At 49.9% G+C, this 23,298-nt stretch carries 27 protein-coding genes and 1 pseudogene; 12 read left to right on the top strand and 16 right to left on the bottom strand.

Features of this window, described 5'->3' with window-relative positions; translation table 11 throughout:
• Window positions 1–183: 183 nt before the first annotated feature.
• Together JW883_13555 and nadA are read left to right on the top strand one after the other, a co-directional pair.
• On the top strand, window positions 184–894 hold the full coding sequence (locus JW883_13555) for an outer membrane lipoprotein carrier protein LolA (GenBank protein ID MBN1843292.1): 711 nt from the start codon (window positions 184–186) through the stop codon (window positions 892–894).
• Between the two features lie 58 nt (window positions 895–952).
• Complete coding sequence (gene nadA / locus JW883_13550; protein ID MBN1843291.1) at window positions 953–1,864, top strand: quinolinate synthase NadA; 912 nt, start codon at window positions 953–955, stop codon at window positions 1,862–1,864.
• Window positions 1,865–1,893: 29 nt separating this feature from the next.
• On the opposite strand, the gene gcvH is transcribed toward nadA, so the two are convergent.
• The 16 genes and pseudogenes from gcvH to JW883_13470 all read right to left on the bottom strand — a co-directional run bounded on the left by gcvH (window position 1,894) and on the right by JW883_13470 (window position 14,156).
• Entirely contained in the window at window positions 1,894–2,286 is a 393-nt protein-coding gene (gene gcvH / locus JW883_13545) for a glycine cleavage system protein GcvH (GenBank protein MBN1843290.1), read from the bottom strand.
• A gap of 113 nt (window positions 2,287–2,399) precedes the next feature.
• The gene (locus tag JW883_13540) at window positions 2,400–3,152 is read right to left on the bottom strand and encodes a YebC/PmpR family DNA-binding transcriptional regulator (protein MBN1843289.1); all 753 of its coding nucleotides are present in this window, start codon (window positions 3,150–3,152) and stop codon (window positions 2,400–2,402) included.
• Between the two features lie 44 nt (window positions 3,153–3,196).
• Window positions 3,197–3,796 carry an RlmE family RNA methyltransferase gene (locus tag JW883_13535; GenBank protein MBN1843288.1) on the bottom strand — a complete coding sequence of 200 codons (600 nt, stop codon included), beginning with the start codon at window positions 3,794–3,796 and terminating at the stop codon, window positions 3,197–3,199.
• A 351-nt stretch (window positions 3,797–4,147) separates the two neighbouring features.
• Entirely contained in the window at window positions 4,148–5,521 is a 1,374-nt protein-coding gene (radA, locus tag JW883_13530; GenBank protein MBN1843287.1) for a DNA repair protein RadA, read from the bottom strand.
• Window positions 5,522–5,569: 48 nt separating this feature from the next.
• Entirely contained in the window at window positions 5,570–6,004 is a 435-nt protein-coding gene (locus JW883_13525) for a transcriptional repressor (GenBank protein MBN1843286.1), read from the bottom strand.
• A 424-nt stretch (window positions 6,005–6,428) separates the two neighbouring features.
• Window positions 6,429–6,797 carry a hypothetical protein gene (locus JW883_13520; protein MBN1843285.1) on the bottom strand — a complete coding sequence of 123 codons (369 nt, stop codon included), beginning with the start codon at window positions 6,795–6,797 and terminating at the stop codon, window positions 6,429–6,431.
• A 64-nt stretch (window positions 6,798–6,861) separates the two neighbouring features.
• Window positions 6,862–7,134, bottom strand: a complete 273-nt coding sequence (locus JW883_13515; protein MBN1843284.1) for an HU family DNA-binding protein — start codon at window positions 7,132–7,134, stop codon at window positions 6,862–6,864.
• A 1,136-nt stretch (window positions 7,135–8,270) separates the two neighbouring features.
• Window positions 8,271–8,912 (bottom strand): HD domain-containing protein, encoded by a 642-nt coding sequence (locus tag JW883_13510; GenBank protein MBN1843283.1) that lies wholly within the window; start codon window positions 8,910–8,912, stop codon window positions 8,271–8,273.
• Between the two features lie 53 nt (window positions 8,913–8,965).
• Window positions 8,966–10,165: a hypothetical protein gene (locus JW883_13505; protein MBN1843282.1), complete on the bottom strand. Its 1,200-nt coding sequence runs from the start codon at window positions 10,163–10,165 to the stop codon at window positions 8,966–8,968.
• A gap of 74 nt (window positions 10,166–10,239) precedes the next feature.
• Complete coding sequence (locus JW883_13500) at window positions 10,240–11,262, bottom strand: deoxyhypusine synthase (protein MBN1843281.1); 1,023 nt, start codon at window positions 11,260–11,262, stop codon at window positions 10,240–10,242.
• Window positions 11,262–12,137 (bottom strand): agmatinase, encoded by an 876-nt coding sequence (gene speB / locus JW883_13495; protein ID MBN1843280.1) that lies wholly within the window; start codon window positions 12,135–12,137, stop codon window positions 11,262–11,264. The genes JW883_13500 and speB overlap by 1 nt, the downstream gene beginning before the upstream one ends.
• Entirely contained in the window at window positions 12,127–12,546 is a 420-nt protein-coding gene (locus tag JW883_13490) for an S-adenosylmethionine decarboxylase (protein MBN1843279.1), read from the bottom strand. The genes speB and JW883_13490 overlap by 11 nt, the downstream gene beginning before the upstream one ends.
• A gap of 108 nt (window positions 12,547–12,654) precedes the next feature.
• Entirely contained in the window at window positions 12,655–12,990 is a 336-nt protein-coding gene (locus tag JW883_13485; protein MBN1843278.1) for an HU family DNA-binding protein, read from the bottom strand.
• A gap of 105 nt (window positions 12,991–13,095) precedes the next feature.
• Entirely contained in the window at window positions 13,096–13,416 is a 321-nt protein-coding gene (locus tag JW883_13480) for a hypothetical protein (protein ID MBN1843277.1), read from the bottom strand.
• A 42-nt stretch (window positions 13,417–13,458) separates the two neighbouring features.
• The gene (locus tag JW883_13475; protein MBN1843276.1) at window positions 13,459–13,764 is read right to left on the bottom strand and encodes a hypothetical protein; all 306 of its coding nucleotides are present in this window, start codon (window positions 13,762–13,764) and stop codon (window positions 13,459–13,461) included.
• 2 nt (window positions 13,765–13,766) lie between these two features.
• A pseudogene (locus JW883_13470) lies at window positions 13,767–14,156 on the bottom strand (hypothetical protein).
• 313 nt (window positions 14,157–14,469) lie between these two features.
• Between JW883_13470 and JW883_13465 the strand changes: the two are divergent.
• From JW883_13465 to JW883_13420, 10 genes are all read left to right on the top strand, one after another.
• Window positions 14,470–15,900, top strand: a complete 1,431-nt coding sequence (locus JW883_13465) for a sigma-54-dependent Fis family transcriptional regulator (GenBank protein MBN1843275.1) — start codon at window positions 14,470–14,472, stop codon at window positions 15,898–15,900.
• A gap of 300 nt (window positions 15,901–16,200) precedes the next feature.
• Window positions 16,201–16,764, top strand: coding sequence for a hypothetical protein (locus JW883_13460; protein MBN1843274.1), 564 nt, complete (start codon window positions 16,201–16,203; stop codon window positions 16,762–16,764).
• A 161-nt stretch (window positions 16,765–16,925) separates the two neighbouring features.
• Window positions 16,926–17,312 (top strand): hypothetical protein, encoded by a 387-nt coding sequence (locus JW883_13455; GenBank protein ID MBN1843273.1) that lies wholly within the window; start codon window positions 16,926–16,928, stop codon window positions 17,310–17,312.
• Window positions 17,313–17,316: 4 nt separating this feature from the next.
• Window positions 17,317–18,282: a glycosidase gene (locus JW883_13450; protein ID MBN1843272.1), complete on the top strand. Its 966-nt coding sequence runs from the start codon at window positions 17,317–17,319 to the stop codon at window positions 18,280–18,282.
• Between the two features lie 15 nt (window positions 18,283–18,297).
• A complete protein-coding gene (locus tag JW883_13445) occupies window positions 18,298–18,915 on the top strand; it encodes a hypothetical protein (protein MBN1843271.1) in 618 nt (205 codons plus the stop codon).
• Between the two features lie 146 nt (window positions 18,916–19,061).
• Entirely contained in the window at window positions 19,062–19,358 is a 297-nt protein-coding gene (locus JW883_13440) for a hypothetical protein (protein MBN1843270.1), read from the top strand.
• Between the two features lie 92 nt (window positions 19,359–19,450).
• Window positions 19,451–20,809 carry a KamA family radical SAM protein gene (locus tag JW883_13435; protein MBN1843269.1) on the top strand — a complete coding sequence of 453 codons (1,359 nt, stop codon included), beginning with the start codon at window positions 19,451–19,453 and terminating at the stop codon, window positions 20,807–20,809.
• Window positions 20,806–21,798 (top strand): D-alanine--D-alanine ligase, encoded by a 993-nt coding sequence (locus tag JW883_13430; protein MBN1843268.1) that lies wholly within the window; start codon window positions 20,806–20,808, stop codon window positions 21,796–21,798. The genes JW883_13435 and JW883_13430 overlap by 4 nt, the downstream gene beginning before the upstream one ends.
• A gap of 9 nt (window positions 21,799–21,807) precedes the next feature.
• The gene (locus JW883_13425) at window positions 21,808–22,839 is read left to right on the top strand and encodes a D-alanine--D-alanine ligase (GenBank protein ID MBN1843267.1); all 1,032 of its coding nucleotides are present in this window, start codon (window positions 21,808–21,810) and stop codon (window positions 22,837–22,839) included.
• The gene (locus JW883_13420; protein ID MBN1843266.1) at window positions 22,826–23,281 is read left to right on the top strand and encodes a GNAT family N-acetyltransferase; all 456 of its coding nucleotides are present in this window, start codon (window positions 22,826–22,828) and stop codon (window positions 23,279–23,281) included. The genes JW883_13425 and JW883_13420 overlap by 14 nt, the downstream gene beginning before the upstream one ends.
• The last annotated feature ends 17 nt before the right edge of the window (window positions 23,282–23,298 follow it).

The raw sequence follows: 23,298 nt of genomic DNA, 5'->3' as shown, positions 1-23,298 counted from the left end.
ATCCGTACAACTTGTAATATTGGAGGGCTGGGGACATCCCCCGTACCCTCAAATGCTAACTCTTATATCTAAATTCCAGTATACAAGCGCATTTCGACGGAACGAAGTATAGCAGAGCCAATGACTCTGACCTGGCCCAAAGGACCAGGTTTCCTGAACTGAAATGAAAAGGATATCGAACTGATGAGAAAAAGAGACGTGATATGTGCGCGGTTCGCGCCGTGGCTCCCTTATCTGTGTGTGGTTCTGTTCCTCATGTCGTTTGCTCTTTTGTCCCGGCACACCTGTGCTGCCTCGGACTGTCTTTCGATTTCCGAAATCTTTGAGCAGGTTCAGCGCCGGTATGCAGCAGCCGATTTTGAGGCTGATTTTTTCCAGGAATCTCGCATAGAAGCGATGGGTATAGTCGATACAGCAGAGGGACACGTCTGTTTCAGGCGCCCTGCCATGATGCGTTGGCACTATAGAATACCGGAGGAATACTTTATTATTTCGGACGGAGAAAATGTGTGGATCTATCGGCCGGCAGATAACCAGGTCATGGTTGGAAGTTGTGCGGACTATTTTGGCGACACCAAACTGGCAGAGTTTTTTACCGAACCTCGCAAGCTCCTTGATGATTTTGTCGTACGGTTGTCAGCCACGGAGTCACAAAAGAAGGACCTGTTTGTCCTGAAGCTTCTTCCCAAGAAAAAGCGGCCGAATCTGGTGGAACTTCTGATGACTGTATCAAAGAACACCTTCGATATCTTGGAATCGGTTACTGCTAACGCTTTTGGCGACAAAACGAGCATTCGATTTTCTGACTTCAAATTTGATCAAGGGCTGGATTTGTCTTTGTTTGTCTTCAAGATTCCCAAGAACGCAGACGTGCTTGAGCTGGAAGGGCAATAGGGCAAATCTGTTTTTCTGATTGTTGGCCTGTGGCGGATACTGGTTGGACGTACATACTATGACTAACACGATAGCCAAGGAAATAAGGGCGCTTTTGAGTGAGCGAAATGCCATTCTGCTCGCTCACAACTACCAGTCCGCTGAAATTCAGGATGTTGCCGACCTCACGGGAGATTCCCTTGAACTCAGCATCCTTGCGGGGAAAACCGATGCGGATGCAATCGTTTTTTGTGGTGTCCTCTTTATGGCGGAGACGGCTGCCATAGTATCTCCCGACAAAACCGTGCTTATGCCTCGCATGGACACAGGGTGTCCCATGGCTGACATGATTACGGTTGAGGCGCTTGAGGCAAAGCTTGCCCGGCTTGGCGAAATCCCCGTTGTAACCTATGTCAACTCCCCTGCCTCGGTGAAGGCACACTCCACTATCTGCTGTACTTCCGCCAATGCTGTTGCTGTTGTAAACAGCCTGCCGGAGCATGAACTCCTCATGACGCCGGATCGGAACCTCTCCCAATACGCCGCATCCAAGACCAGCAAGAAAGTCAACTACTGGGACGGATACTGCCCGATCCACGACCGGTTGTCGGCCCAAGAAGTGATGATTGCAAAGGCAGCCCATCCAGAGGCCCTGTTTATGGCTCACCCAGAATGTCGTCCGGAGGTTCTGGCCCTGGCCGATGCTGTCTTGAGTACCTCCGGTATGCTGAATTTTGCCAAACGTTCTGAGAATCAGTCATTTATCGTGGGAACGGAGGAAGGGCTGATCTACCCGCTGCAAAAAGCAAACCCCCGCAAGTCGTTCTACAAGGTCTCCGACAACATGGTATGTGAAGACATGAAAAGAACAACGCTCAGTGATGTCCTCAGAGCCATAAGGACAATGACCTATGAGGTGAAAGTGCCCGAAACAGTTCGGAAGAAAGCCTTCAGGGCAGTAAAACGGATGCAGGAAATTACTGGGAAGTGAGGGCTCGTATGGGTTTGTTAAGACCGTGCTCAAAGGGGCTTGCTGAGTACATATTCCTCGTAATCGTCGGCCGACATGAGGAGCTCTAATTCGTCTAAGGAATAGACCCTGGCTCGAATCACCCACCCTTGGCTGTATGGTGAGCGATTGATTAGTGTGGGGTTGTCAATGACATCTCGGTTCACTGCCAGCACCTTCCCGCAGACAGGGGCATAGAGATCGTTAACCAGCTTTGCACATTCAACGCTGCCGAAGGGCTCGCAGTACACTATTTCATCACCTTCGTTTGGGAGTTCTATGTAGTTAAGATCACCCAACTCCAATTGGGCGTAATCGGTTATTCCGAGAGTCACTGTGTGATCGCCTTCCCGGCGGACCCATATATGCTCCTCGGAGTAATGCAGTTCGTCCAGTACTAACAAAGCGGCCTCGCCTTCGTCTTTGCCACTATCGTATCAATCCCGGATGCCTATATACCGAACCAAGAGTTCTTGTAAGAAGAAGTACGGAAAACCTCCGGATTTCCGCGGGCAACCTAGCCTCCGCCGATCTCTTCAAGGGTCTTATCGGAGATATCAAAATTGGAATATACTTTCTGGACATCGTCTGAGTCTTCCAGTCCGTCCATGAGGCGAAGCATCTGTTCGGCCTCCTTGCCTTCAAGTTTAATCGTGCTTTGGGGCAACATCGTGATCTCGGCAACGACATATCCGAGCGCTCGATCATCCAGTGCCTTCTTCACCTGCTCAAAATCTTCCGTGGAAGTAATGACCTCGAAGGCTCCTTCCTCGTCATGGATGTCTTCTGCCCCTGCATCCAGTGTTATATCCATGAGGGTCTCTTCGTCCACGCTTCCCTTCTCGAATGCAAACAGCCCCTTTTTTTGAAACATCCAGGCCACGCATCCTGCCTCACCCAGGCCTCCCCCGGCCTTGCTGAAGGCATGGCGTATATCGGCCACTGTACGGTTCTTATTGTCGGTCAAAGACTCCACGAGCACAGCCGCCCCGCCAGGCCCGTATCCTTCATAATAGACCTCTTCATAGGCGGCGCCTTCCAGATCACCTGTTCCTTTCTTTATTGCTCTTTCAATGTTGTCCTTTGGCATGTTTTCTGACTTTGCTGCAGCGATAGCCGTACGGAGGCGAGGGTTGGCATCCGGATCGCCTCCCCCAAAGCGAGCAGCAACGGTGATCTCTTTTATCAACTTGGTAAAAATCTTGCCTCGCTTGGCATCTGTCGCGCCCTTTTTGCGCTTGATCGTGCTCCACTTTGAATGCCCGGACATCGTGCCTCCTGAGTTGGCCTTTTACATACTTGCCTTTCGTGAGATCAGTTTTTTCCCAATCCTACGACATATATTTCCCTGCTTGCCTTCCTGGTGCTCTTTGGCCTTACGTGCACGACCCTGCCAAAGGACTTCTTGACCTGGTCCGAAAAAACCTTGAAGTCAGCCCCGTGAAAGATCTTACAGACAAAGGCTCCTCCGGCTTCCAGAACGTGACCTGCAATAGCCAGGGCCGATTCACACAGTTCAAGGGACCTGTGTGCATCCAGGAACTTGTTCCCTGTGCTAGAAGGCGCCATATCGCTCAATACCGTGTCAAACGGGCCTCCAACGGTGTCCAAGAATGACGCGTCAGGGCGTAGCACGTCGTGCTGGACAAATCGAACGTTGGGCGGAAGCTTCAGAGAAATCGGCGTGATATCCACTCCAACAACGAAACCTTTGCTCCCCACTGTCCTTGAAGCAAACAGCAGCCATGAGCCGGGGACGCAGCCCAAATCAAGCACACGGCCACCTTTTTTCAGGATACGAAAGGATTCTTGTATCTCTTGAAGTTTAAAGACTGATCGAGCTGGGAATCCTTCCTTACGAGCACGTATTGTATAAGAGTCATTCCATCGGTTAAGTTTCACCGCGGAGGCAATATATCAACAATTGGATCTATTGCAAGACAAAATTGACGGCTCCCTAAAAAGCTGGTTTATGCCGCTTTGCGGCGTCCTGTCGGCAACGAACTTGATGTTTAAGTTCGTTGGAAGTCCATCTGTCCGCCTCCGGTGGATTCCGCTTCATCCCCGCTCTGTTAAATTCTCGCTATGCGAGACGGCGAAGCCGATTTAACAGGGTAAGTCATTGCGATCCGCCTAGGCGGACCTGACTCCTCAAGATTGCGCCTGACGGCTTAGGAAAAGACGCGCGCCTTGCAACTGGTCCGCCTGAGGCGGATTACTGTGCCGTCTGTTTGCGGATTTTTTGCGAGTCCATCAAAATTGCCGCTAAAAGAGTGAATCGACCACATCAGAGATCGTGCGGACGCCAACAAGCTCCATAGTATCCGGTCTTTTGAGATGTTTCAGGTTGTCGTCTGGAAGGAGGCACCGCTCAAAGCCCATCTTTCCTGCCTCATGCACCCTCGGTTCGATCCGACTGATTGGCCTGACCTCTCCGGTCAACCCGATCTCTCCCAGCACCACTGTGTGTCCCTTGACAGGTTTGTCAAAGAGACTCGATGCAATAACTGAGACAATCCCCAGATCCACGGCTGGCTCATCTATTCTTACGCCACCTGCTACATTCACAAAGATATCATCGTCTTTCAACTGCAAGCCGAGTTTCTTCTCCATGACTGCTACCAGAAGAGAAACCCTGTTGTAGTCAACTCCAAGGACTGTCCGCCGCGGTGTGCCAAAGCCGGACTTGGCAACAAGACCCTGGATCTCAAGCAATATGGGTCTAGAACCCTCAATACTGGCTGTAACCACAGAACCAGGGACCAAAGAGGTACGTTCGGGGAGGAATACCGAAGAAGGATTCAGAACCTCGCAAAGCCCGCTGTCCTTCATCTCAAACACACCGATCTCATTGGTGGAACCAAACCGGTTCTTTACTGCCCGCAGTATCCGGAAAAGGTTGTTTTGGCCCCCTTCGAAATAGAGCACCGTATCAACCATATGTTCCAGCAGCTTGGGGCCGGCAATGGCTCCATCTTTTGTCACGTGTCCCACCAGAAAAATCGGAATACCTGTACGCTTCGCCAGGAGCATTAGGTGCATAGTGGCCTCCCGAACCTGGCTTACGCTACCTGGGGCAGAGGTCAATTCCGGGCTAAAGATGGTCTGAACGGAATCAACTACCATGACATCGGGCTCCATCTCGCCGGCCATGGCTCTGATCGATTCAAGGCCTGTCTCCGAGACGGCCCAGAGTCCATCTGAACATGTGCCCAGTCGGTTGCTTCTGAGCTTGATTTGCTGTACAGATTCCTCACCGGAAATGTACAGCAGCTTGTACTTGTGCGATGCAAGTCTGTGTGAAACCTGAAGCATGAGGGTGGATTTGCCGATGCCGGGATCTCCACCTATTAGGATAAGAGATCCTGGGACCACTCCCCCTCCGAGGACACGGTCAAATTCGTGTATTCCTGTGGCAATACGTTTGACCTGGCTGATTTCTACACTGTTGATAGGAACCGGCCGGGATGGTGAGGTTGCAGAAAATGCATGAACTGCAAGCCCGGACTCCAACTGGCGCCTTTCCTCAACGAGGCTGTTCCATTCACCACAGTCCGGACATCTTCCCATCCATTTTGGCGCTTGATAGCCGCAGTTTTGACACAAGAAAACCGTCTTGCCTGCCTTCTTACGTTCCATGGCAATTTCATTTGGACACTGAAAGCGTTTAGATCCAGAGAAAGACAATCAGAGATGGGCTTTGCACTTCCGGCAGTAACCAGTTACCTCAAACTTGTGGCCCTTGATCGAAAAATCATATTTCTCTGCCAGCTTCTTTTCAAGCCGTATCAAAGACTTTTCTTGGAATTCGATGGTCTTGCCGCATTTTATACACCGAAGATGACAATGGTGTTCGTGGCCGTAGATGTGCTCATAGTGAAGGTGGCCATCTTCAAAATAGGCCTCTTGAATCAGACCGGTCTCCAACAGATGCGGAATCAGGCGATAGATGGATGGCTTTGAGACCTTATGTTTGTTTCGTTTCAAGCGTAAATAGAGTTCGTCCACGTCAAAGTGATCGTGAGTGGCAAAGATCTCCTTGATAATGAGTTCACGCTCGGGGGTATTTCTAAGGCCTTTTTCTCGAATAAACTCTCTGAACACCTCAATTTCGCTTTTCATCTCTCACCCCTCGGTCAATTGGATAAGAAAAGTGCCTTTTTCTGACTGCAGAGTTCCGTCGAAGGAGGGACTACATAGAATCGCAGAGCGATTTTGTGAGTCGGCATGTTTTTTCTTTAACAGCTTGTAGCACCCTAGTCAATAAGCAAACCCTTCCATTAGGTTCATTCTAGGTTTGACAATGATAGGTGAATTGGTCAACAGGCTGGGGGCGTCACGCCTATGAATGGGCGGGGTTCAATGCGTCGCCAAAAAAAATGACCACAAGAATCACCCACCCAGACTAGACACATCTGCAACCAGTCGATGCCCAATTGTGAAGCCGCCCGTTTTACATGACCGCGAGACAAAGATCCGTGCAGTTTTGCGGGCAGTGATTAGGAAATAGAGATTATCACTAGAAGCAGGGAAGTGGGCGCCTGGGTTACGTCCCTACATATACTCCTCTTCCTGTTCTCTTAATTTTGCCCTGGCTAAACGCCCTGGAAACGATATTTCTTACCTTCTTTTCATCAAACCCAGTGTTGTTCATCAACGTGGGGACGTCAACGCCTTTCTTCGATCTATTGATGATCTTGAGCACCTGGTCAGTCGCAGTCGGCGCAGTGGCTTTTTTCTTCGCAGGAGCTTTTTTCTTCGCAGCTTTGGCCTTGACTTTGGTTTTGGCTTTCGGTTTCTTAGAAATATTAGCCTTCTCGATCTCATCAACCGCGCTGACCAGTCTTTCTGTCTTCTTTGTGATGGCCTTCAGTTCCTTGGCTACGGCTTGAAGATCCTTTGTCAGACTTTTCATCCGTGGTTTCCTTCCTTTGAGATTTCTATTTCAATAGCTGTTTGCTCAACTGCTGCTGTGGACACTAAATGGCGTCTTTGAGGCCTTTGCCCGGTTTGAACTTTACAGCATTGCGTGCCTTGATCTTTATCTTTTTGCCTGTCGCGGGGTTTACGCCTGTACGGGCCTTGCGACGGATTTTGGCAAATGTGCCGAAACCAACCAGTGTGAGCTTTCCGTCCTTTTTCTTAAGAGCTTTCTTGACACTGTCAACAAATGAGTTCAGCGCCTTGGTGGCCGCAGCCTTTGAGATCCCCGCATCCTTTGCCATCCGTTCCACCAGTTCTGCCTTTGTCATGATACTTTCCTCCTTTGGTCTGAGTGAATAACGAGCCATGTCGAACGTTATCGCTCAATAGAACAGGATTTTTCCGAAAGTCAAGAGAAAAAACACAATATATGGGCTCAAAAATGTCAGGAGGCACAATATAATGTAGTGAGCCGGGCCTTTTTTGTTGGTTCCCGCGATGGCGATGATTCGGCGTGCCAGAGAGCTTCTCTCAAGAAAAGTGTGGGTGTGACCGTATCTGTCACGGGTGTAGCTGTAGTAGTCTGCCGTGCGCCGCGGTACAACGCAGGAGATGCGGCATCCCTCGTGTGGCGCATCTTCGACATCGGCTTTCCCAAAGGGCAAAAAACACGGCAGATTTTTCGGTCTTCATGGACGTCACTGTCGGTGGATTTGCGAACAAGGCATCATCAATGCTCAACTATATGTTATTCTTGGTTTTTGTCTTCTGTTGCCATGTTGTTTATGCAACATTCGGAGGGTCAACTATTTCGATACGAAGCCGACTGCCACCGCTGTAGCGGTAAGAAACCAAGGAAAACTGCGGCGCGATTTGGTGGGAGCGAATCAGGGTAACCCAGGCGAGTCGAAGAATCCGGATAAAGCAAAAAAATGAAAAAAGCTCGGAAAGCTTGTTACGAAGACGGTGAAGGAACTGCCCTTGTCAAATGTGTAGGGACTCTGACACCATTTTTTCCGAAGGCCGGCTGTAAAGAGGCCATGGCGTTGAAACCAAGACAATACGTTCGAGTTGATCCGCGCGCTCTGTCTTCATGTTAACCGGCTTGCTACCCGTCCACGAAACACTGCCACAAGGTGAACCCCGGCCCTGCAGGCGGAGAGGTTTGTTTTGAAATACACCCTATTAGAATCTGTGTATCATTTGCACGGACTATACCCTGAATCCGACCCCTTTTCCCACTCAACATACTCTTTAAAGTGCTTTTTCAAGCCCCGAGAAATTGTTATTGGGGCGTTTGTTGTGGAGTTTTTGGTCTGGATGATGGCAGGATGAGCCGCATTAAACAGGCAAGAACTCCACCGCGATGACTCCGAAACTCTTAAAGTAAGGTCATTGAGGGCCTTAGGCGATAGGACGGCGCATCGGAGCCCATAAAAGCTGCTGCTAAGCATCGAGTAGATGCTCATATTGGTAGGTTTAGTTTGCTTATCTCGAGGCACCTCTGGTCCAAGGAATCTTTGATGAAATCGATAAGTTGGAGGGTTTCCTCGTATAGCTTTCGGCCAAGCTCTCGGCTGGCCTGAAAATGTAACCTCTGGTAGTCCTTCCTCCTCTTATCCAGCCGGTTCTCGATGATATCCTCCATGGACCAATCCACATTTCCAACCATCATCCCCCGCAGCATCCCGATTAACCCCAGTCGGTCCAGATCATCTGCATCAAAGACCACCTTCTCAGCCACAGTCTCCGGGGGCAACATAGAGGTCTCCGTGTGCCGGACCACGATCCGCACAATCTGTTCGCGCATTTCATTGCCTATGCCAACAGCTCTCAAGTATTCGTCGGCGATGGTCGCCCCTCGCAGTCCGTGCAGCCGTCCGGTAATGGTCCCTACCCGACCGATATCGTGAAACAGGCCTCCACAGATCAGCGCGAATGGATCTACCGAGTCAGGTATACTCTGAGCGATTTCAATAGCATATTGCGTGACAGCCATGACATGAGAGTAGTCATGACCCTGCAATTTGTGGTGTTTGTCTCGAACGAACACCTCTATCTTGCGAATAATGGCTACCTCCTCCTCGCTCAAATTTCTGGTGAACATAGATGAACTCCTCTCTCACACGGCATATTATGGCTAATTGAAGGACCATTGTCCTATATCTTGAGCACATATCGGGGAAGCAACTTGGCCACCAGTTCACACAGATTCAGCTCCAATGTTTTGAGCACTACTTCCCGGCCCCGATAGGTGTAAGGGATTTCCCTAACGTCGGAGAGCACCTTTTTGCCCCGGTCATTGAGCAGGTCTACCTCGAAGTATCTGTGATCGTTATGTTCGAAGACCCGGCAAACACTCAGCAGGTCCGGGAAGGTATAGCCAGACCCATGGGGGATGATGTTGGCCTTCTTCAACCTATCATATACCCCCAACCTTTTTGATCGCTGTGCAAAGCCCAGGGATTCGATTTCTTTCTCATCTATGTTGGGCTTGCCCTTTACCAGATAGGCCGGCAAGTCCGCCCTCAATACTAAGGGAAAGATATGCTCCGGGTTGTTCTCATGCAGTAGGTGACAACCGAGGATGATCTCGTTCATATTCGCCAGCCCTTGGTGCACTTCGTTAGAGATGAGCTGAAACCCGCCGAAAAGCCCCTCGGCCGCCAGAATACGCTTTTTTTTGGAGTATCCTTCCGCATAGCGGTAGAACTCATAGTATTCCTTGGCCCGAGAGCCGGTCAAAACGTGGAGGGGGCCGAAGGGAGTATCGAACCTCTCCGCCGTGTCTCTAAGGAGCATGCTGCGGTCATAATAGAGGCCGAATCCTATCGAGTTATCCCCTGTTAATTCAGGGGCAGACGAATGGATGATAAAGACATATTCGGAGAATTTGACATCCCCCAGGGGTTTTACCCAAAAGAGGTCTATGAAGTGGTTGGAGAGGTGGAAGTCCCACTGGATCTCAATCCCATCAATTTCTCTCTTTCGGTCTTTTAGTTTGTCGACCATACAGACCAGCTCTGAGCTGTCGGGCAATCGGTCTAGTCCTCCCACCAGCATCCCGCAGGTATTAGGTTTTACATCCAGGATCACCAGTTCGATGTCACCATCGCCCCAGGTAAGTTTTCCCCCATAGCCAAACCCGCTCTTCCACCGGGCGGCATTCCGGCTAATGGTCATGTCCGGACTAGAAATGAAGGTGGCATCCGACTTCAGGCCAAGCCGCTCCTGAACCCAGTGGATCTTGGCCAACCCATACTTCATATTGGCCCGACAGAGATGGGTCGCTCCATCCCGCAGACCGGTGGAGAATATGTGGGCCTCAGCCCGGGCCAAAAGCTCATCCTTATGTTTCATGTTCTATACCCTGTATAAATTCAAGATCATTGACGTTACGCTCGAATCAAGAATGGGTTATCCATTCGCCGTATTTACTTCATAAAAAGGTTAGACAGATTCCCGGGCGCTCTTTTCTTCCAGGCACCTCGGTGGTAGGCATCGCTGACAAGCAGAGGAAACGTAAGAGTGGCTTCACCAAAGACCATCTGCTCGTACTTCAGGTCTACTTTACCCCAGGAGCATGCCTCTTTCAGCGTGGACCCTGATAGTCCCCCATCCCGCTCATCAGCCACGGTGAGCTGTATGGCGTACTTATGCATGGGCTTTTCTTCACCCAAGATATCTGTGGCCACCACGACGTCCTGAGTGAAGTTCTTGGGTACCCCACCACCTACCATGATGATGCCCGTATCTTTGACGGCCAACTTGATCTCTGTCAGTTCACGGAAGTCCCGGACGGAATCGATGGTAACATGCCCATCTTTCTTGTGCCATTGATGGTACACGAGTCCGAAACCAGCAGAGCAATCAGAAAATGCAGGGACAAAGATTGGCGCCCCTTTCTTATAAGCAGAGTGAATTGCGGATCTTTCCGCTTTTAACCCTTCCCTGTCCAAATAAGCTCCCATGGCATGGATGAATTCTCTGGAGGAATACGGTCCTGGAGGTAACATGTCGGCAATTTTTGCTATGGCCATGTCACAGACTCTCAGTTCATCTTCGTCGATATACGTATCGTAGATCCGGTCAATGGCAAGTTCTCGTAACGCCGTATCGTCCGCGAATGCGCTCCCCATATAATGTCTAAAACCGAGCGCCTCGAAAAAATCCTGATCTACGATGATTGCGCCCGTAGATACGATGACATCCACCATATTGTGATCAACCATATCCGCAACTATATGCTTTAAGCCGGCGCTGAATAGAGAGCCTGCGAGTGTAAGGATAATTTTGCAGTCGTGGTCTGCCAGCATACGGTTATACACATCCGCGGCACTCGCAAGATTCCGTGCCTGGAAGGCCATCAAAGCGTAACGCTCTATGATCGGTCTGGCATCAAACGTCTTGATGTCGATATGCTCGATCGGTTTTCTTAGGAGATCTTGTTTCTCCATCAGCTTCCCTTTCTCTTTGCGAAGATCATGCTTAAAACCCGGTAGACCAATTTGGCGGCCATAAAATCCGATGTTCTGTTGGCAGGATTGGGCAATAGCTCAGTCACATCCATTCCGATCACGTCCTTTTCCCTTGCCACTGATTCAACAAGCCCCAGCAGAGTATACCAATCCAATCCCCCTGGTTCCGGAGTCCCGGTGGACGGCATAATGGAGGGGTCAAAAACGTCCAAATCAATCGTGATATAAACATTGTGTGTTAATGCCTTCAGCATTTTGCGGGTTACGTCTGAACGCTTAATAATTTCATGGGCGAAAAACGTCCGGTCACGATTCAATCTGTTCAGTTCGGAAGAATCCATACTCCGAATGCCCGCCTGAACATAAGGACAGATTTCACCAATTCTTGACATAACACAGGCGTGATTGTACGGGCTGCCCTTATACTCACTACGCGTATCAGAGTGAGCGTCAAACTGAAGAACGGATAGGTTTCGGAATTTTTCTGCCGTGGCGCGCACCAATCCCACCGAAATGGAATGCTCGCCACCTATTCCAACGATGAATTTCCCGTCCTGCAAAATGCGCCTTGCACGTTCATAGACAACAGTGACCATTGCTTCCGGATCGTCCGGGCACGAAACGGGGTCCAGAGTGACAATGCCGTGCTTGAACACCTCGGAATCGGTTTCAATGTCGTATAATTCCAGATTGGCAGAGGCATCTATTAGAGCCTGGGGTCCACGGCTTGAGCCTCTCATCCATGTGGATGTGCCGTCGTAGGGAACGGGTAAAATGGCAATGGATGCCGTTTCATACCGGCAAAATTCTTCGGGAACAGCGCCAAAAGCGCCAGGATGCACACTAAATTTCATGAGAATCCCTATGATGGAGTCGGATGGCTCTGGCAAAGGCTGAGCCGCGTTCTTGTATGTGAACTGCGGGGGACTTCGACTGGAAGAATTGGACGATATAGTCCTTGGCTCTCTCCACATCGAATGGTTTGCATGAAAACAGGTCCACAAATACGAAGTTTTTCCTTGGGTAGGTATGAAGTGAGATATGACTCTCGGCGATGACGGTCACTCCGGTAATCCCTTCATCTTCGGGTACCAGCCCGCTGTATCGAAACACGTAGGGTTGGGTTATCTTTGTCATGCCGATCTTATCGGGTAGCTCGTTCAACAGTTTGAAGCAAGCGTTAAGATCATCTAGGATTACCGGATTGCAATCATTCAGATCCAGCATTAAATGGGGGCCGTATCCACGGGTCTGGTTCTTCATTTTTCATAAATCCTCCTAAAAACGATTTCGATCCTGAGCCAAATGGAAAACTTGGAAAACGCGTCACCACTCGTCCGCCGCGTCACCTCACATTGCGCCAGAACATTCTCAGATAGCGTCTTTCAGGGCTTTGCCGGGTTTAAACCTCATCGCATGACGGGCCTTAATGGTTATTTTTTCACCAGTTGAGGGATTTACTCCCTGACGGGCTTTCCGATAAACTTTTGAAAACGTGCCCAAACCAGGGAGTGTGATTCTGCCATCCTCCTCTTTGATGGCCTCCGCGATGCTGTCAAAAAGCGAGTCAAGGGCCCTGCCTGCCTCATCCTTTGAGATGCTGGCTTCATTTGCAATCTGTTCAATGAGTTGTGTCTTTGTCACTACTTTCCTCCTTTGTTGATCAGAATAAAGGTTTCCACGAAACCCAGGGTCTTTGGGAGCAATGCAGCTCCTTTTATTCGAAAAAGAGGGGGGACGAATCCCCCCTCACGGGGTCACGACGACAGTATTTATTCAATCTGTTTGCGCGGACCCCCTTTTCTCTTGACCCTATTCCGGCATCACCTCGTAGTTGGTAACAGCAAGGGTCTTATTGCCCTTACTGTCTTCGCCAATAACACCAGAAGCCTTGACAATCTTATTGTCCAGTTTGAACAATTCTTGTCCAGCGGCGTTGTTGACGACAACATATTCCTCGACCATGTCGGCTATAATGACGGCGGTTACATTGTCCATATCATCCCAAGCCACTGCATACACTGTTCCAGTAATCGTAACCTGGTCTGCGGCACACACATTCGTTGCACACACGACACAAAGCAATACCAGGGCGCAGAGTCCCGAAATCAAAGACCTTTTGTTCCGTTTCATTGTCAATTACTCCCTTCTTAATTGTATGGTTTTTCCCGTGGATCATCCTTGCCAATCACCATCCGTTTTCAACCTGTAACTTTTCACTGTAACGGTCTTGCGACCTTTGATTGCCTTTCTGACCACGCCGATGACCTCTATCTCTTGCCTTATGAGCTCCCGCAATTCTTTCCCCTTTTCATCTTGTTCAATTACGTACTCCTGCTCATCTGAGCCCGAAATAGCAGCAGCAAGCGCATTGCCTTCTTCATCCCAATCCACCGGGATCATAATGCCCCTAACCGTGGTCAGTTCATCGCCTGTTCCCTGGTTTTTTTTCACCTCCTTTCTGAATGCCGTTGTGCTCATAGTCAGGCTCTACCGGCCTTCTCTTTCATCAGCTCTTCGAACTTCTCTGTCTCCGCATTGAAGCCGAAGCTTCCCTTTTCCGCTTTGACTTCCTCGACCACGACTGAGCCGTCATGGCCCGCATTCTCTGCGATCTGCCTCAGCGGCTCCTCAAGGGCCCTCTGAACGAAGTTGACACCAAACTGCTGGCCTCCGGCAAGCTTGAGCTTCTCCAGTCCCGAAATACACCGAACAAAGGCTACGCCACCACCGACTATAACCCCCTCCTAAACAGAAGGACTGCCCGCTGTCACAAGCTTCAGACCCTGCCGGTAGATCGCCTGAGCAAGTACTGTGGCTGTGGTCGTCCCGTCTCCAGCCAAAAGCATTACCCGTGCCAGAACTATAATCATTTGATATTGCAGGGTTTGTTGTGTTGAGACAAAATGGCAAGCGGAACTACTGGTTCCGATACTTGCAGAAAAATATACCCTTTGCCCTCCGTAAAGACTTCTATGATTGTTCAACGGACTGAAATAAATGGAAAACTTGTAGACCGGAACTCTAGATTCCGGTATTTTTCATGATTAGAACTCATGGTTCTGTTTTTTGTGTTGTAAGCCTTAAATTTGTGGTGCAATATGTGGAAAAGGGCTTGAGGTTTTTGAGCCACGACAATAAATTGATCTAATCTCAATCACCATTGATATGACCGTGGAGGTATGGATGAAAGGCGTTCTGGTTGCTTCTAAAAACCAATCGGCCTGTAATGCGATCCGGGCTAGCATGCGCTCAGAATATAGGGTCGATGTGGTGTCCAGCCAGGGTGGCTGTTTGGAGATCTTTCGGAAAAAGCGGTATGAATTCCTATTTATAGATGTGGAAATTCTTTGCGGCTCGATGCCTGACAACAACTACAAGACGACATTGCAACCATTTTGGCATGCGTATCCGACGGCTCAAATCATTGTCATGTCATCTCAGGAAATGATCAGGGAAGCCGTGAGGGCAGTCAAGGCGGGAGCCAGCGATTATCTCACCTATCCTATCAATCCGGATGAGGTCAAACATGTCACCGAAAGTATTTATGAATCTATCATCATGGAATCCGAACTCGATTATCTTCGGGACAGATTTTGGCAAGAGGATTCCATCGAAATCGTGCGGACGAGAAGCTCCTTGATGAAAACGGTCTTTGATAAGGTGCGATCCGTGGCGCCAACCAAAAGCACGGTCCTGCTGAGCGGTGAAACAGGAACGGGAAAAGGCGTGTTAGCGAGACTGATTTATCGGCATAGTAACCGAAACGATGGCCCGTTCATCAGTGTTCATTGCGGCGCGATCCCGGACAGCCTTTTGGAAAGTGAGCTGTTCGGACACGAGAAGGGTGCGTTCACAGGGGCTGTCCGGAGAAAGCTGGGCAAGTTTGAGATCGCCCAGGAGGGCACGATCTTCCTTGACGAAATCGGCACCATTACGCCCTCTGCACAGATCAAGCTCTTGGAAATACTCCAGGATGGGACTTTTCATCGCGTTGGAGGGGAAGAGACGATAGAGGCCAATGTGAGAGTCATAGGGGCCACGAATACGGACTTAGTGAAAATGTGCGAAGCCGGCCAATTTAGAAGAGACCTCTATTATCGGTTAAATGTGTTCCCGCTCGAAATCCCGCCATTGAGAGAGAGAATGGAGGACGTCGCATATATTGTCGAGGTCATTCTTAAAAGGCTGAACAAATTTGATCTAAAGGAGATTCGCGACATTCATCCAGATGTGATGGAAGCCTTTAGAAACTACTCATGGCCCGGAAACATCCGTGAACTGGAAAACCTTATGGAGCGTGCCTATATATTAGAAGCGTCTCCAATACTGACGCCTGAGGGCTTCCCAAACGAGCTTTTTACCTCTGATCCTTCGCAGGTACAAGTCAAGGCGGACATTTCTCTTACCCTGGCCGAGGCGAGACGTGCGGCTATGGAACACACTGAAAGGTACTATTTGGAAGGGGCCTTGGCTGCAAACAAGGGTCAAATAAAACAGACTGCCGAGGCAGCCGGAATCAGTGCCCGTCAACTACATAAATTGATGAAAAAATATGGCATCAGAAAGGAAGAGTTCAAATCACCTATTAAGCTTACCCACAGAGAAGAACTTTGAGTTCCGATAGTTAAGAAAACCGGAACTCAAAGTTCGTATCATTTAATCCTCCATTATTTCAATAGACTGCATTACATACATCGCTCTATCACCCGCCTGATCAAGTTTCCTCCCATCAAGATCGGAACTGTTAGTTCTGGTTTCTCTTCGTGACAATCATACAAAAACCTGCATTATCAATAGGTTAAGAATGTGGCACGACTGTTGCCCATTAAGGGAAATTCTATGGCACAGGTGCGGGGGCGTCTTAACGGGAAGATCCTGGACACCAACCACAAGATTGCTCAGAAAGGTATTGACATGAAAAAAAACAAGAGATTTTTTTTGGCAGGTCTTTGTGCTCTGGTATCGGCTTTGTTTGTCTTTTCGGCGAATGTATTGGCGTCCGAAGTATCCATTACGGAAACGGCCGAGTCATACTACGAAAGGGGAGCCGATGGTGACTACGGGGACTCAGGTGGATGGAGCGACAAGGAGGGGGATATGAAGAACGAGTATGAAGAGGAATACAAAGAGGAACCTGAGGAGAGGAACGAGGAGTACGAGAACACCCCACCAGATCCAGAAGACGAACCTTCCACAGAGGAACCATCTGGGGGAAATGGCGACTACTACAAAGATGAGTACCAAGACGAAAGTGAAAAGAGTGACGAGCAGAACGAGAACACCCCACCAGATCCAGAAGACGAATCCTCCTCAGAGGAACCATCTGGGGGAAGTGGCGACGACTACAAAGATGAGTCCCAACACGAAAGTGAAGAGAAGCAAGATGAGTTCGAGAGAACTCCATCAGATCCAGAAGACGAACCTTCCACAGAGGAACCATTTAAGGAAGACGAGTTGGCGACTGTTGACCAAGGCTAAAATGTGAAACGCACAGGTTGAGGCGGAGCGTTAAGAATACAGGCAAGCGAGGTAGCCCTCAAACCAGTAGGCGCAAAAGGTGATAGACACAAGAGTGTAACTAGTTTTCATCCAGAAATGGCCCTTTTCTCCGCCTCCGGCGGATCAATCTGTGGGATCGCTTGTGCGGCGTACCAAATTACAAGATGATGGCCGTGTGCGACTTCATGGTCCTGCCGTCTACCGATGAGACACAGTCAGGCACGTTGGCCGGAATCATCGCTCTGAACAAGCCATATATCACCACCGCACCCATGGAAGGGCTGACCGCCCAGACTTTGGAAAGCGAAGGAGGACTACTATTCACCACCAAGGATATGCTGAAACAAAAGGTGATCCGGCTGGCCTGCCAGGAACAGCTTCGGCTGAAACTCGGCGAGAATCTGAAATGTTATCTGGACGAGGTCGTCTCCTGGGAAGTAGTAGCGGGGCTGTACAACAGGGCCTACGAACTGGCCCGGGAAGCCAAGCGGACCGGCCAGCCCGTTGTTCTGGATCCGGAGTTCTAGAGAAATGAAAAACCTGCACTTCAAAGAGCTGTTTCGACGTCACGGGGGCAATCCTATCATTACTGTCAAAGACATCCCTTACCCGGCCAATTCTGTCTTCAACGCCGGTGCAACCAGGGTGGGTGACGAGGTTCTGCTTTTGATGCGGGTTGAGGACAGACGGGGCATATCTCATCTCACTGCGGCTCGGAGCGGAGACGGGATCGGCAACTGGCGCATCGATAAACAGCCAAGCATGATGCCCAGCCCGGAAACCTATCCTGAGGAGATCTGGGGAATAGAAGATCCCAGGATAACCTACCTCGAGGACCAAGAACGATGGGCCATAGCTTATACGGCCTATTCGGAGGGTGGGCCTCTGGTCTCCTTGGCCACGACCGTTGACTTTGAGAGCTTCCAACGTCTTGGCCCTGTTATGCCGCCGGAAGACAAAGACGCGGCCCTTTTTCCGGTTCGCTTTACGGAACGCTGGGCAATGATCCACCGCCCGGTTTCCACTTTTCCGTCCACTGGAGCTCACATCTGGATCTCATTTTCACCCGATCTGAAGCACTGGGGTGACCATCGTATGCTCATCCTAGCGAGAAAAGGCGCCTGGTGGGATGCCAAGAAGATCGGCCTCTCGCCGCCGCCGCTCAAGACTGACGAGGGCTGGTTGATCCTCTACCATGGCGTCAAAGTGACAGCCAGCGGGGCCATTTATCGGCTGGGATTGGCTCTTCTCGATTTGGAGAATCCCTGCCAAGTTATGACCCGGTCTGACCAGTGGGTCTTTGCGCCTGAAGAAAAATACGAGGTTTTCGGAGATGTTGACAAGGTCGTTTTTCCGTGTGGCTGGATAGCCGATGGGGACACGGTGCGGCTCTACTATGGCGGGGCGGACAAATGCCTAGCCATGGCCACGGCCAGCCTTTCCGAGCTACTGGCCTGGCTCAAAAAGCACAACAGTTACTCTGGGAAATCACTATAGATCTATTTAGAATATATGGCATTTAGAATAATAAAACTAAGCTATCCCGAAAAAGCGCCAAATGAACCAAGGACCTTTATATCAGAAATTGAGGTTTCCAAAAATGGGAATACGGTCTATGACGCTGTTTCTTTTTTTGAGAAGAATATGCTTCCAACACTCCAAAAAAAGCTAGCGCTGAAGAAAGTTGAGGAAAAAGTCGCTTTAAGGGACATCCTGAACATCCACAATGATGACGCAATTAGAGACTTGGCACAAGTAAGAAGGATGACGGCCGCCATAAAATCCGGAAAACACATATTCTTTCAAGGAATCCCTAATGTAAAGCTAGTCAAGACAAAAGACAATCAACTACTACTATTTGACGGGCATCATTCAATGCTAGCTTACATGAATTCCGGGAAAACATATTTGGAAGAGATCCCTCATATGATTATTGCAGATGAAGACAAAGGATATATTGAAGACAAAGATATTGTGGTTTTCTACGGAGAACATGCAAAAGCAATAAAGAACTACGGGTGGAAACAGTATGTAATAAATTGGCAAGCAGTTAAAGAAAAGCAGCTCTGCAGAAGAGTGCAGAGGGACATGGGAGAGTTATTCTGTGCAATCAAAGACAGAATAAAGTAAACATAGTCGACTAGCAGCAAAGGTGAAAAATATGGGAAAAACGCGCGTATGGTAGTTTGCGCTTTCGAAAGTATCACCAAAGTCTTTGAGAAAAAAGAGACAGTAACAGTGAATAAGGTTCGGCAGGTTCAAAGAAGGAGGTCGAGATGAAAAGGAAAAGGGGTAGGCAACGTACAATCACTGGCATTGTCGTCGAGGAAGACTGGGACGAAAACGGCAACGTCATTCGTGTCGCCATCAAAACGCGCGATTACCTGGAATATGTTGTCGAACACAATAAAAAGGGCAAGGAATTGTTGGCTTTCGTCGATAACAAACTGCGGTTTACAGGCACAGTAAGAGAGCGATTAGATGGTGATATGATCATCACTGTGGAGAGCTATGAACCGATCAAGGACAATGATGAAGACGAAGAGGATGAATACAAAGAAGACTATGCGTAACACAGCAAAACGACAATGAGGGAGATGGCAACCTTCTGACCGTACACGGGGAGCGAAAAAAGAGCGCGAGGAGAAAGGTATAAATTTCCACAATGGATAAGGACATCCTTTTTACTGATGAGGGGGAACCTCCTGGTACGTTGTCTACTCTTGGACAAGTGGACAAGCGAACCGGTGTTGTTCCATCGAAGTACAGCATCAGTTCACATTCAGAAAAAGGAAAAATTGTATGCATCGGAAAAAGTCAAGGGGTTTCAAGATTTCAACCAGGCCCACGGACCCTGAGATTTCGTAAACGATTCTTTCCTCAAGCCACCAACGCCGAATGGAACGACTGGCACTGGCAATTGCGCCACCGCGTCACCCGCCTTCCTGAACTGGAGCGCATCATCCGCCTTTCAGAAGACGAGCGTAATGCCATCCTTCGTTCTTCTGCTTCACCTCCAGTGGCGATTACTCCTTACTTTGCGAGCCTACTCGATGAAGAAGACTCGTTACAATCGCTCCGTCGCACCGTTGTCCCGGTCACGGCCGAATACGAGCGCTCCCGGGGGGAAGCAACCGACCCTCTTGGAGAAGAGGGGGACAGCCCGGTGCCCTGGCTGGTGCACCGTTATCCAGATCGGGTCCTTTTCCTTGCAACGGGTTTCTGCTCGACGTACTGCCGTTATTGCACCCGTTCACGGATGGTGGGTTCCCACAGGTCACATCACTTCAACTTGCGTCAATGGCAAAGGGCAATTGACTACATTGAAGCGACGCCCGCTGTGCGGGATGTCCTTCTATCCGGTGGCGATCCATTGACCCTCAGGGACGAGAATTTGGAGTGGCTTTTATCTCGATTGCGACGGATCCGACACGTTGAATTGCTCCGTATTGGAACAAAGGCCCCTGTGGTCTTGCCGCAGCGGATCACGGGAACTCTCACTCGTATGTTGAGGCGATATCATCCTTTGTGGATGAGCATTCACTTTACTCATCCAGACGAGTTGACGCCTGAGGTTCGCCGAGCCTGTGAGTCTTTGGCAAACGCTGGCATCCCTCTGGGAAGCCAGACCGTGCTTCTAGCAGGCGTCAATGACAACGCGGAAACGATGAGGCGCCTGTTTCATGGCCTTCTCCAAATGCGTGTGAGGCCTTACTACCTCTATCAATGCGACCCTGTCTCCGGGTCAGCCCACTTTCGAACGCCCGTTCAGAAGGGCATGGAGATTATCAAGGGCCTGCGGGGACACACCAGTGGCTACGCGGTGCCGACTTATGTGATCGACGCACCCGGAGGGGGCGGCAAGATCCCATTACTTCCCGAATACGTTATCGGACGCGATGGCAGTGATTTGTTGCTTAGGAACTACGAGGGACACCTTTATCGTTACCCGGACCCAGATGGGAATCTCGTATCAGAAAGATCAGGCAAGGCACATGCCGTACAACAAAAGGAGGGCATGTGAAGATAGGACTTTCGTATGATCTCCGTACCGATTACCTCGCCGAAGGATTTACGGAGGAGGAGACTGCAGAATTTGACGGTGCAGATACCATCGAGGCGATCGAGCACACACTGGAGGATTTGGGGTTTGAGACAGCTCGCATAGGTAACATAAGAAACTTGGCAAGACGGCTGCTGGCTGGGGATCGCTGGGATATGGTTTTCAATATTGCCGAGGGACTTAGAGGGTTTGGACGGGAAGCACAAGTCCCTGCCATCTTGGACGCATACGACGTACCGTACACCTTTTCGGATCCTCTGGTGCTCTCGCTGACGCTGCACAAAGGGATGTCCAAGCGCGTTATTCGAGACATGGGTCTTCCCACGCCAAATTTCTTTGTCGTAGAGAGGGTGTCCGATCTGGAGAGGGTTGCTCTGCCCTTCCCCCTTTTTGCAAAACCGGTGGCCGAGGGGACCGGAAAAGGAATCAACGGCGCATCGAAGATTGCAACTCGAGACGAACTCCTTTCCGTCTGTGAGAGACTCTTGCAGACGTACAATCAAGCTGCTCTTGTGGAGATCTTTTTACCTGGGCGGGAATTCACGGTCGGGATCATAGGCACAGGAGAAGATGCAATGGCCATCGGAGCGCTGGAAGTTATTCTTAAAAAAGATGCGGAACCCTACGCGCACTCGTATCGGAACAAGAAAAGATGCGAAGACCTGGTTGAATATCACCTTGCAAAAGACACCGTCGCGGAAGAGGCTGAGGAATTGGCCTTGACTGTCTGGAGAGGTCTTGGCTGCCGCGATGGGGGGCGAGTCGATCTACGTGTAGACGAAGATGGGACACCGAACATTATGGAAGTCAACCCCCTGGCCGGTCTCCACCCTGAGCACTCCGACCTTTGCATCCTCGCCCGTCAGGCAGGCATAACATACAAGTCCCTTATCGGGGCGATCATGTCATCAGCCATCAAACGGTATCCGTCAACAAGCAGGGGCATATAGGTCATAGTCATGGGTGGGAGGGTCATCGGCATTGTCCATAACGAACCGGCTCCACAGGGGCAGGCTTTTTCGGAAGCCTCCATGGACGTAATGGCCCAGGTAGAGGCTGTTGAGAAGGCCCTGGAGGAATTGGGTCATTCATCGGTACGTATCTTTTTTACAAGGGACCTGGGTCGCTTCATCCAGAGAATGAAAGAAGAAAAGGTGGAAATGGTTTTCAACCTGTGTGAGACGGTGAATGAAGATGGAAGATTGTCAGGGCATCCGGCCGCTGTCTTTGAAGTCCTTGAAATTCCCTTTTCGGGCTCCCCGTCCATGGCGCTCATGCTCACAACCGATAAGTTCATCACCAAGCGACTCCTTCACGCCAGTGCGATTGCCACGCCCAATTACACAACTTACAATGCAATGGAACCATTTCATCCCACGGGCCTGACGTTTCCTGTTATGGCCAAACCGAGATTCGAGGATGCCAGCATCGGCATTGATCAGGAATCGATTTTTGAGAACGAGGCACAGCTTAGAAAACGTCTCCCGGAGTTATCAGAGCGCTTCGAGGCCCTTCTGGTAGAAGAGTATATTGAGGGCAGAGAGTTCAATGCTTCCCTTCTCGGTTACCCCTCTCCGAGCGTGCTGCCGGTAGCAGAGATCGATTTTTCCGACTTTCCCGAGAGTCTCCGGTCCATCGTGGGCTACCGGGCCAAATGGGATAAGACGTCTTTTGAGTACCATCACACACCCAGAGAGTTTCCACAAGATCTTCCCCAAGCCCTCCTAATAGCCATAAAAAGGACAGCGCTTGATTGCTTCCGTCTTTTTATGCTCAAAGACTATGGACGCATCGATATGAGGGTCGACGGCCAGGGAAGAATATATGTCCTTGAAATTAATGGCAATCCATGTCTCAGTCCTGACGCCGGATTTTCGGCGGCCGCCGAAAAAGCCGGTATGAGCTATTCGGATATGGTGAGCCGCATCGTGCATTTCATACTTCAAAGGTCCGGAAAAGATGGTCATCAGACCTCTCGTGCCTCAGGATAAGGACAAGATACGCCTTCTTATTGAACTGAGGGGCACCTTCAACAAGAACGAGATTCAGATCGCTATGGAGGTCGTGGGAGAAGCTTTGCGGCATCCGGAACGTGAGGAGTATCATGTCTTTTGCGCGGTGGATCGCACCGGCTCATTGGTCGGGTTCACCTGTTTTGGCCCTATTCCGATGACGGATAATTGTTACGACGTTTATTGGATCGTAGTGGACGAGAAATTTTCAAGAAAAGGGATTGGAGGGAGGCTTCTTGAATGCATGGAAGCGTTTGTCGTCAGGAAAAAGGCAAGGCGTATCTACGTGGACACCTCGTCAACCGCGGCCTACGCAGCCGCAAGATCTTTTTATGAGAAATGCGGCTATCGTGTGGTTTGTGTGCTGCATGATTTCTATCGAAAAAGTGACCACAAGATGATCTTCATGAAGGAGGTTTAGAAGCTTGCTAAGGAAGA

It is taken from the genome of Deltaproteobacteria bacterium, assembly GCA_016930875.1.
Taxonomy (GTDB): Bacteria; Desulfobacterota; Desulfobacteria; order Desulfobacterales.
Note: the sequence above shows the minus strand (reverse complement) of the source record. Positions and strands in the feature narration are given on the sequence as shown.

Coding starts and splice junctions, on each gene's coding strand:
- nadA (MBN1843291.1), top strand. CDS start 953: ATGACTAACACGATAGCCAAGGAAATAAGGGCGCTTTTGAGTGAGCGA.
- JW883_13520 (MBN1843285.1), bottom strand. CDS start 6,797: ATGAAAAGTCTGACAAAGGATCTTCAAGCCGTAGCCAAGGAACTGAAG.
- JW883_13475 (MBN1843276.1), bottom strand. CDS start 13,764: ATGAGCACAACGGCATTCAGAAAGGAGGTGAAAAAAAACCAGGGAACA.
- JW883_13445 (MBN1843271.1), top strand. CDS start 18,298: ATGGCATTTAGAATAATAAAACTAAGCTATCCCGAAAAAGCGCCAAAT.
- JW883_13515 (MBN1843284.1), bottom strand. CDS start 7,134: ATGACAAAGGCAGAACTGGTGGAACGGATGGCAAAGGATGCGGGGATC.
- JW883_13435 (MBN1843269.1), top strand. CDS start 19,451: ATGGATAAGGACATCCTTTTTACTGATGAGGGGGAACCTCCTGGTACG.
- speB (MBN1843280.1), bottom strand. CDS start 12,137: ATGAAATTTAGTGTGCATCCTGGCGCTTTTGGCGCTGTTCCCGAAGAA.
- JW883_13450 (MBN1843272.1), top strand. CDS start 17,317: ATGAAAAACCTGCACTTCAAAGAGCTGTTTCGACGTCACGGGGGCAAT.
- JW883_13500 (MBN1843281.1), bottom strand. CDS start 11,262: ATGGAGAAACAAGATCTCCTAAGAAAACCGATCGAGCATATCGACATC.
- JW883_13540 (MBN1843289.1), bottom strand. CDS start 3,152: ATGTCCGGGCATTCAAAGTGGAGCACGATCAAGCGCAAAAAGGGCGCG.
- JW883_13555 (MBN1843292.1), top strand. CDS start 184: ATGAGAAAAAGAGACGTGATATGTGCGCGGTTCGCGCCGTGGCTCCCT.
- JW883_13480 (MBN1843277.1), bottom strand. CDS start 13,416: ATGAAACGGAACAAAAGGTCTTTGATTTCGGGACTCTGCGCCCTGGTA.
- JW883_13525 (MBN1843286.1), bottom strand. CDS start 6,004: ATGAAAAGCGAAATTGAGGTGTTCAGAGAGTTTATTCGAGAAAAAGGC.
- JW883_13510 (MBN1843283.1), bottom strand. CDS start 8,912: ATGTTCACCAGAAATTTGAGCGAGGAGGAGGTAGCCATTATTCGCAAG.
- JW883_13490 (MBN1843279.1), bottom strand. CDS start 12,546: ATGAAGAACCAGACCCGTGGATACGGCCCCCATTTAATGCTGGATCTG.
- radA (MBN1843287.1), bottom strand. CDS start 5,521: ATGGAACGTAAGAAGGCAGGCAAGACGGTTTTCTTGTGTCAAAACTGC.
- JW883_13440 (MBN1843270.1), top strand. CDS start 19,062: ATGAAAAGGAAAAGGGGTAGGCAACGTACAATCACTGGCATTGTCGTC.
- JW883_13425 (MBN1843267.1), top strand. CDS start 21,808: ATGGGTGGGAGGGTCATCGGCATTGTCCATAACGAACCGGCTCCACAG.
- JW883_13505 (MBN1843282.1), bottom strand. CDS start 10,165: ATGAAACATAAGGATGAGCTTTTGGCCCGGGCTGAGGCCCACATATTC.
- JW883_13465 (MBN1843275.1), top strand. CDS start 14,470: ATGAAAGGCGTTCTGGTTGCTTCTAAAAACCAATCGGCCTGTAATGCG.
- JW883_13460 (MBN1843274.1), top strand. CDS start 16,201: ATGAAAAAAAACAAGAGATTTTTTTTGGCAGGTCTTTGTGCTCTGGTA.